The sequence below is a fragment of the Pseudoalteromonas sp. Z1A6 genome (assembly GCF_011378745.1).
Taxonomy (GTDB): domain Bacteria; phylum Pseudomonadota; class Gammaproteobacteria; order Enterobacterales; family Alteromonadaceae; genus Pseudoalteromonas; species Pseudoalteromonas arctica.
This window is the reverse complement of the sequence record NZ_WTKW01000168.1, coordinates 1-8998: the sequence shown is the minus strand read 5'-3', so window position 1 is coordinate 8998 and position 8998 is coordinate 1. Positions and strand designations below refer to the sequence as shown.

The 8998-nt window shown below is 39.1% G+C and carries 8 protein-coding genes and 1 pseudogene; 6 read left to right on the top strand and 3 right to left on the bottom strand.

Going from position 1 to position 8998, the window contains the following annotated elements:
- The first annotated feature begins 233 nt into the window (after positions 1 to 233).
- On the top strand, positions 234 to 1112 hold the full coding sequence (locus GQR46_RS11745; RefSeq protein ID WP_165729425.1) for a sensor domain-containing diguanylate cyclase: 879 nt from the start codon (positions 234 to 236) through the stop codon (positions 1110 to 1112).
- A 59-nt stretch (positions 1113 to 1171) separates the two neighbouring features.
- On the opposite strand, the pseudogene GQR46_RS20665 reads toward GQR46_RS11745, so the two are convergent.
- Positions 1172 to 1291 (bottom strand): annotated as a pseudogene (locus tag GQR46_RS20665) (LysR family transcriptional regulator); the annotation flags it as partial.
- 265 nt (positions 1292 to 1556) lie between these two features.
- Here GQR46_RS20665 and GQR46_RS11735 point away from each other — a divergent pair.
- The 3 genes from GQR46_RS11735 (at position 1557) to GQR46_RS11725 (ending at position 4205) form a co-directional block, all read left to right on the top strand.
- Positions 1557 to 2573 (top strand): kelch repeat-containing protein, encoded by a 1017-nt coding sequence (locus GQR46_RS11735; protein WP_165741043.1) that lies wholly within the window; start codon positions 1557 to 1559, stop codon positions 2571 to 2573.
- The gene (locus GQR46_RS11730) at positions 2570 to 3286 is read left to right on the top strand and encodes a Sir2 family NAD-dependent protein deacetylase (protein WP_007586245.1); all 717 of its coding nucleotides are present in this window, start codon (positions 2570 to 2572) and stop codon (positions 3284 to 3286) included. Before GQR46_RS11735 ends, GQR46_RS11730 begins: the two co-directional genes overlap by 4 nt.
- A 121-nt stretch (positions 3287 to 3407) precedes the next feature.
- Positions 3408 to 4205: a response regulator gene (locus tag GQR46_RS11725; RefSeq protein WP_165741042.1), complete on the top strand. Its 798-nt coding sequence runs from the start codon at positions 3408 to 3410 to the stop codon at positions 4203 to 4205.
- Positions 4206 to 4265: 60 nt separating this feature from the next.
- Here the strand turns inward: GQR46_RS11725 and GQR46_RS11720 are convergent, their stop codons facing one another.
- Complete coding sequence (locus tag GQR46_RS11720; RefSeq protein WP_165741041.1) at positions 4266 to 5585, bottom strand: M20/M25/M40 family metallo-hydrolase; 1320 nt, start codon at positions 5583 to 5585, stop codon at positions 4266 to 4268.
- Between the two features lie 420 nt (positions 5586 to 6005).
- On the opposite strand from GQR46_RS11720, the gene GQR46_RS11715 reads away from it, so the two are divergent.
- Both GQR46_RS11715 and GQR46_RS11710 read left to right on the top strand, forming a co-directional pair.
- Positions 6006 to 7439, top strand: coding sequence for a toll/interleukin-1 receptor domain-containing protein (locus GQR46_RS11715; RefSeq protein ID WP_165741040.1), 1434 nt, complete (start codon positions 6006 to 6008; stop codon positions 7437 to 7439).
- A 193-nt stretch (positions 7440 to 7632) separates the two neighbouring features.
- The gene (locus GQR46_RS11710; RefSeq protein WP_165741039.1) at positions 7633 to 7971 is read left to right on the top strand and encodes a carbon starvation protein CstA; all 339 of its coding nucleotides are present in this window, start codon (positions 7633 to 7635) and stop codon (positions 7969 to 7971) included.
- A 131-nt stretch (positions 7972 to 8102) separates the two neighbouring features.
- Here GQR46_RS11710 and GQR46_RS11705 read toward each other — a convergent pair whose 3' ends face one another.
- Positions 8103 to 8783: an SDR family oxidoreductase gene (locus tag GQR46_RS11705; RefSeq protein ID WP_165741038.1), complete on the bottom strand. Its 681-nt coding sequence runs from the start codon at positions 8781 to 8783 to the stop codon at positions 8103 to 8105.
- Positions 8784 to 8998 lie beyond the last annotated feature (215 nt).

Here is an 8998-nt window from a genome sequence, read left to right as displayed (position 1 = left end):
TATGATTATATACTATTTAAAATTTAGTCTATTTTTGAAGGACTTCAAAGTATTTTGCGCTTATTGATTATTTAACTTTGCATATCATGCTTTTACAAGGGCGATATTAATTATACGTGCACGATTAATCTAACTTTGTATTAACTATTATTGTAGTTTCAATTACCTTTGCTTTTATTAAAGGTATATAGAATACTTAAATTCGCTTGGTTTTGCTTTGAAGGCACCAAAGTATGGAAAAAAATGAATTAATTAATGTCGAAGAAGTACTCGATTTAATGCTTGATGCGGTATGCGTGGTAGATAAACAAGGCACATTTGTTTTTGTAAGCGCAGCATTTGAGCAAATTTTTGGTTATACGGCCGACGAAGTTGTAGGCAAAAAAATGATTAACTATGTTTACGAAGGTGATCATTATAAAACGCATAATGCCGTAACTTCGCTGTTGTCTGGCGAAATGGTGAACCCTCGCTTTGAAAACCGTTGGATGAGAAAAGATGGTCAAGTAGTTCATATATTATGGTCTGTTCGTTGGTCAGAGCAACATCAAGTAAGAATCGCTGTCGCGCACGATATAACTGAACGTAAAGTAATGGAAGATCAACTCCATTATATGGCACGGCACGATGTGTTAACTGGCCTACCAAATCGTTCTTTATTGATGAATCGATTAGAAAAAGTAATTATTAGTGCAACCAGAGACAACACGTTTTTTTCTTTACTGTTTATAGACATAAATGGCTTTAAAGCAGTAAACGATACTCACGGACATGAAATTGGCGATAAGCTTTTATGCGCTATAGCAAAAAGGCTTTCAGCGTCAGTAAGGCATTACGACACAGTAGGGCGTTTAGGCGGAGACGAATTTTTAATTATTTTAGATAACTTAAGTTCTAGCCACGAAACCGTCAGAATAAAAAATAAAGTCCTCACTGAGTTTAAAGCCGTCTTTAAGTTAGATGACGTACTACTAAATATTTCACCCAGTATAGGAATTGCAAACTACCCCGAGCACGGCCAAACAGATCACGAACTCATAAAGTATGCTGATCAAGCTATGTACAAAAATAAACAACGAGGCTTAGATAACGTAACCTATTTACCTCAATAACTAAGCTGAACTATCACCTTAGGTTAAACAATAGTCACAGCGTCCTTAACTACAATGCCTTACTTGCCGACATATTTTTTAATATCGGTTTGCCAGTGCTGCGCTAAAAAATCTATAAATGCTCTTACAACAGTTTGTTGGTAGTTCCTTGATAAATAGGCTGCCCACAAATCATGTCCAGATGATAATGAAGGCGATTATCGTATCGGCAGTAATACATTTTTTACTAATGATGCAGGCGAAAGCAAGGTATCGGTCACTGATTATGCAACTGCAATGGTTGATGAAGCGCAAAATGCAGCGCACGTAAATCAGCATATTGGTATTGCCTACTAATATGGTTACTAATCAAAAGCGTTTGATTATTTAGATATAACAATACTGGCTCACAAGGTTAAAATAATTTAATCTGAGCGTATTAATTCTTATTAAATTATTTGCCTTATGAGCCTTCTTTTTTCTCTTGCGTTAGCAAGCCTTCCCGCTTTACCAGAGCCAGTTGCTAATAATGCTGTGGCTAAAGTTACAGTACAAAACCAAACCTATTTTTTAAGTTTTATGGGGCTGGGGGGCGATAAACAATACTCGTCCGTACATAACAAAGTGTGGGCGCTTAAAGTTGGCGATTCACAGTGGCAATCTAAAACTGGTGTGCCTTCAAGCTTGCCATTAAAAGGGCGCTTAGCAAGCACCGCAGTCGGCTTAGGCGAGTACGCTTATGTGTTTGGCGGTTATACGGTAGCAGAGGATCATACTGAAGTTTCAAGCCCCGACGTATATAGGTACGACGTAATAAAAGATACCTACACTCACCTTGCTAGCATGCCAGTACCCGTAGACGATAGCGTCGCGCTGAGCTACAAAGCGCGTTACATTTATCTAATTAGCGGTTGGCATAACGATGGCAACGTAAACTTAGTGCAAGTATACGACACGCAAAATAATACATGGCAACAAGCCTCGCCATTTTTAGGTGAGCCTGTATTTGGCCAAGCCGCTGCTATTAGTGCTAACACCATTGTTATTTGTGATGGCGTTAAAACACAAGCTAATCCTGATTCGCGTCGCTCGTTTGCAGGTGTAGCACAGTGCTTAAAAGGCACAATAGATTCAACTAACCCACAAAAAATAGATTGGCGTACCTTGCCACATCCAACGGGCAGCGGTCACTATCGAATGGCAGCTACCAGCTATAACGGCAATATTTATATGATGGCAGGCTCTAATAACCCATATAACTACAGCGCAATAGGCTACGACGGCAAACCTGCACCAGCAAGTGACCATGTTTGGCGCTTTAGTATCGAAAAAAACGAATGGCAGATTTTATCACCAGTTGAAGTAAAGAGTATGGATCATCGTGGTTTACTTGAGCACAGCGGTGTTTTATATCGAATTGGCGGTATTGATAACAGTCAGCAAGTAAGCGCTAACGTACTCGGTTACGAGGCGCCAAAGTGAACACTCTTTACATTACCGGAGCGGGAGTCAGCGCAGCCAGTGGTATTCCCACCTTTAGAGGGGAGGATGGTTATTGGACCATTGGCAGTAAAAATTATACGCCTATGGAAATGGCAACGCGCGCAATGTACCAAAATGCCCCTAAAGAATTTTTAGCATGGTATTACCATCGCTTTGCAACGTATCGCAACCATGGCCCAAACGACGTACACCATTGGCTAAGTGATAAAAACCTAATTACTCAAAACATAGATGGGCTTGATGGCAAAGCGGGTAATAAAAATTACATAGCTATACACGGCAGGCTTGATCAAATGACCTTATTTCATGAGCAAGGTGAGCCAGTCACGCCACTTGCCACCCCGTGGGAAAGCGTAGACGAAAGCCGCCTGCAAGAGTCTCTTTTTGAGCTATTTAATATTCAACACCAAACGCCTGAGCTAAACCATTCATTTAAGCCCTTTGTTTTATTATTTGACGAATACTACACCGAGCTTTACAGAATAACACAAGCACAACAGCGTATGCTCAACGCCGATAAAATTGTATTTATGGGCACCTCGTTTAGCGTTAATATTACGCAAATGGCAATTGAAATAGCCCGAAATTACGACATTCCTGTTGAAGTGGTTGACCCTGAACCTGCACATATTTTGCACGCTAACGTCACATATAAAAAAATGAATGCATTAGATTACATTCAATCTAATTAATAAGTGCTATATTTTAAAGGGGTTGATAATGTTTTCTTAAATATTACAATCTCTTTATATAATATTAACGAGGCAAAAATGTTATTATTATCCTGATTATAACAATACTAAAGAGATCTGAATGAGCGACTTAACTGCAATAGCAAACTTGTCCATTTTACTTGTAGAGCCTTCAGAGGTTCAGCAAAAAATAATAATAAAATCGCTTTTAGAAAGTGGTGTAAAACAAGTTGAAACTGCATCTACACAAACACAAGCGCTTAGCTTATTAGCAAGTTATCACCCTGATCTAGTTATAAGCTCTATGTATTTATCTGACGGGACAGCCGATTCACTATTGCAAGAAATAAGATCAAACCCTATCACCGAGCATCAACCTTTTATGCTTATATCGAGCGAGCGTAATAAAAAATACCTTGAGCAATTACGCCAATCGGGTGTGCTGGCTATTTTGCCTAAGCCTTTTAGCGCAAAAGCCATTACCCGCGCACTCAAAGCAACCCTCGATATTATAAGCGAAGAAGAAGTAGAACTTGATCATTTTGACGTAACGTTGCTGCGAGTTTTAGTGGTAGACGACAGCCGCTTTGCGCGTAAACACATAATACGCGTACTTGCGGGTATGGGAATACCTGCACCAATAGAAGCTGAAAACGGTAAAGAAGCTATTGAGCACTTAAACAACCAATCGTTTGACTTAATAGTAACCGACTACAATATGCCAGAAATGGATGGACGAGAGCTAACAGAAGCCGTTAGAAGCTCAAATAGCTACTCGCATATTCCTATTTTAATGGTGAGCTCAGAAGCCAACGAAACGCACCTAGCAAACATAGCCCAAGCAGGTGTAGATGCAATTTGTGATAAACCATTTGAGCCAGCAACAGTAAAAGACTTATTGTTTAAAATAATGTCTTAAAGTAACGGTAAGTAAGCGTAGGACTGAGTTTATTTGGCCCTCGCTTACTTGTAAAAAAACCTACTCTTGTAGCTGCCCTAATCTATAAATAAGTAATGCGGTTTTTTTAATGTTTTTATCAAGGCTGGTTAAATCGGCTGTTTCGTTTTTGGTATGCGCGCCGCTGCCCATTAAGCCCAAACCATCAAGTGCCATATCAACATGGCTTGCCGCAAACGAAATATCTGCAGCGCCTGCATTTCGTGGGTTTGCCGCTACTACTTTGTTAAAGCCTAAATCGTGGCTTGCGTCGCTGTAAAGTTCTAATAGCTTTTTATTGCCATCAGTTAATGCCATTGGCGGGTAACCGTCTTCAAAAATAAGCTCTGCTTTACTGCCATTTAAACTGTTGCTAGCAATGAGTAGCATTGATCTTTTTGCGTTTTCGAATTGCTTTGGCGATAGTGCGCGTAAATCACCTGCTACATGCACGGTTTGTGCTATTACATTACTTTTACCAAACGCCGTTGCTGACGAATTAGCACTGTCGTAGTCGGCATTTGTACCACCTACAATAAGCCCTGGGTTAAATGTTAAATTAGGTTGCGTGGCAAGTTGCTCTCTAAAATCATTTAAAATGCGTGATGCTTCGTAAATAGCGCCATAACCAACGCTTTCGCTAAATATTTGTGACGAATGCGCTGCATTTGCCGTTACGTTTAGCGTCCAGCCTGTATAACCACGGCGCGCCGCCATAGCAGTTTTTATATTGTTATCGCCATTTTCATAGCCAAGCGCTACGTCAGCCCAAATTGCGGCATCAACAATAGCTTGTTTAGATAAGCTAAGCGGGCGACCGCTGCTTTCTTCATCGCCAGTCAGTAATACTTTTATGCTTACACTTTCGAGTAAATTAAGGGCTTGTAAGCTTTTAAGTGCTGTAATTATTATCGTGTTACCACCTTTCATATCGGCAACGCCTGGGCCACTGGCTGTATCGGCATCAAGTTGTTTGTAGGTAGTAAAGTTATCGTTTTTGGCAAATACCGTATCTAGATGGCCGATCATCAGTATTTTTATTGCATCGGGATCATTACTCTCATGGGTTGCTAATACATGCCCTGCGCGGTTAAACGCACTGCCATCCAGCCATTTTACTTTAAAACCAATGGCTTTAAGCTGCTCGCTTGTCAGCGCGCCTACTTTTTTTACACCTTCAATATTAAGCGAACCGCTATTAATATTTACGGCTTGCTCTATTTCTTTAAGTGCTTGGGGAATGTTTTTATCGACCTGTTTTATTATTTCACGCTCGTTTTTATCAAGCGCCGCATGGCTTGTAAGCGGTAAGGTACTAGCAAGTGTGAGGATAAGTGCATGGCTAAATTTTAAAAATGACATAACAGCATAATAAGTGAGAAATAAGAGTATTTAATATGAAGTAAAAATACACAGGATTCAATAGAAGGAGATTGTGATTTTTAACTAATTTTATAAGTAATAACAAGTTACAGGTTTAAGGGGGGCAGGGGGGACGCGTTATTGGTTTAAACATAGATGTTTAAAATATAACCTTTTAACTAATTATCAAGCTGTGCAACTAAACAGCGATTTACCTGATATTACTGATCTCCACCAATTTGGGGTTTTGCTACATTTAGATAAGGTAAGGCGAAGCTAACTAATTGTTTACAGGTGTTTATTTTATAGCTAGGATAAAATCATTGTAATACAGGTACACTTATCGGTTTGTAAAACGACAAATGTTGTAGACTAAATTGTTAGCTCTCTACATCACTCTCAATATAAGAGTCTAGGTTTATGGAAGATCCAAAAGTATTTATTTCGTATAGTTGGTCAGATCAAACTCACCAAGAGTTAGTGAAACATTGGGCTGATAGGCTTGTTGCCGATGGCGTCGATGTTATCTTAGATATTTATGACTTGAAAGAAGGAGACGATAAGTATGCTTTTATGGAAAGTATGGTTACTGACCCTGAAGTCACCCATGTACTTGTTATTTGCGATAAGGTATATGCTGATAAAGCAAATGCCCGTAAGGCTGGGGTAGGTACTGAGTCTCAGATTATATCTGGTGAAGTTTATCAGAAGGTGAAGCAATCAAAGTTCATCCCAATCGTATGTGAATTTTCTGAAGGTGAGCCTGTTTTACCTGCCTTTATGCAATCACGGATGTGGATTAATTTTTCTAGCTCTGAAGCTGAAAATGAGAATTGGGAACAGCTCATTCGCCTTCTTTATGGGAAGCCACAGTACGTAAAACCAAAAAAGGGAAAGGCTCCAACTTTTATAACAAGTGATACGCCAATCCCAACAAGTGAAACTTTTGCAAAATTTAACTCGTTAAAACAAGCTGTTTTACAAGACAAAAAAGGTCTTAATCATTATCGACGAGATTTCATCGAATCATGCATTGCATACGCTGATGACTTAAGGGTAAGAGAGCGTCCTGACGTTGAATCGATAGGTGAAAAAGTTCTAGAGGATTGTAATAAGTTAAAAGCCGTAAGAAATCACCTTTGTGATTGGGTTTTATTAGAAAGTGAAATTACCGATGAATCTACTTTTTCAGAGTCATTAATAGATATGCTTGAAAAGCTTAGAGAATTGAAGTCTAGACCAGCTGAAATAAATAGCTGGAATGATTCTTGGTTTGAAGCCCACTCAGTTTTTGTTTATGAAACATTTCTTTATATAGTTGCTGCATTGCTAAAGACAGGAGCCTACGGTGTATTAAATCACATTTACACTTCCCATTATTTATTACCTTCATCAGATCAATATGGTAATAATAAGTTTGAAAAATTTGACTGCTTCTATGGCTATTCTGAAACTTTACAATCGGTTTTAGCACCACCTAACCAAAAATTATATGCACCCGCTGCGGAACTTATTAAAAAGCAAGCTGACCGAGAGGACATCCCTTTTTCAGATATTCGACAAGCAGATCTTCTTACGCTTCTCATGTCCTTTATAACCCCAGAAACTAGATGGTATCCTGCAACATTACATTATTCATCTTATGCAAATGGTTATCCATTTTTTGTCAGGGCCGCGCAACATAAGAATTATCTTAAACTTGCAAAAATCACAGGAGTTGAGTCAGTGGAAGAGCTGAGAAGTAAAATAAAAGAAGGACAAATACGTGTAGGTGTAAGTAGATGGCACAACTTTCATTATGAAAGTGATTTTGGAGCATCTATGAATATCGAAGAGCTTGATAGCTTAAAGTGAGCTAACAACAGGCCCTTAGGTGGACTGCTAGTAAAATTAGCAATTTATTGCAAACGTTATGTGAATTACAGTGACACCCAACCTAAATTTTGTAATGCTTTAAAAACGCTTAGAGTTAATTACAGGATCTTGTTTTTAATTGAATTTGGCTGTTGGCGTTATTTTACAGTCTCGTTAGTTGCCAAGGATAATTATGCGAACACTTCAGCTTTTAGGTTTTATACTTGCGATTGCCGGGTTTATTTTAGGCTACGTGATGCTAGCCCCAATTGATGGTGAAACATCCGACGCTTCAGCAGGAGGTGCAGGGATAGGCATTATGTTTATGGTGTTACCTATGCTTGGTTGGTCTGCGTTAATATTAGTACCCTCTTCAGTAGCATTGTTTTACCATAAAGTAAGAGAACGCACTTATTTCAGAGGCAATTTTTGGCTAAACCTTTGGAAAGTAAACCTAATTATTTCTTTTGGATATATTACCGTTGCTCTATATTTTGCTTACATATGGTTTAAGGGCAGCATTGGCAATTAATAAGACTTTAAATGCCTAATACCTTTAATTCATTCTTACCTACTAACATCTAACCCAAGCTAAGCACTAATAACCATCAGGTTTAATACCATTAGCATTAAACCTGACAGCCCGAACTTAACCAATTAACGTTAATTAGTTGGCATTAAATAGATTTCGCGTACGCTGTTGCGTTGGTTTGCTTCTATTGCAAATAATACGGCGTCGGCTACATCTTGTGGGTCGAGTTTGTCGGGTTTAGCGTCATCAAAAAACGGGGTGTTTACCATCCCTGGTGCTATGGTTGTGCAGCGGCCGTTCCATTCGCTCATTTCCTCAGCTAAGTTTTGTCCAAAGCCATAAGCAAACCATTTAGTTGCACCGTAAATAGAGCCGCCAATTGGCTTACGGCCAGCGGCAGAGCTGGTTAATATAAAGTGACCTTTGTTTTGGCGTAAATGCGGCAGTGTTAATTTTGCAGTCCACAGTAGGGCTTTAATGTTTATGTCGATCATAGTTGACCACTCATCGGGATCACCTTTTTCGGTGCCAGCGGTTGAAACACCCATGCCTGCATTAGCAAAGGCAACATCTAATCGGCCAAACTTCTCAATACCTTTGGCAACTACGTTTTCAAGCGCGGTAAAGTCGGTTGCATCTGCGGCTACGCCCAGTGCATTATTTGAGCCTAGTGACTCTACTAACTCAGTTAACTTATCTTCGCGTCTAGCGGTAAGTATTACTTTATGACCATTATTTACAAGGGTTTTTGCGGTTGCTTCACCAATGCCACTTGAAGCGCCGGTTATGAGTACTATTTTTTCTTTTGCCATAAATAACCTCTTTAATGAACGTTAAAAACTTAAACCGACCATACCAATAAACGATTAACCTACATTGAATAGTCGTTATAAATTCGCCGTAAATAGCTGTGTTTTATATTCTAATAACCGTGGTTTATAGGCCGTTATTAAAATTGAAATAAGCGATTAAAAAAGATAGGTTTAAATTTTTTATTCTATATACTCGCGCCACTTCTTTTGAAGTC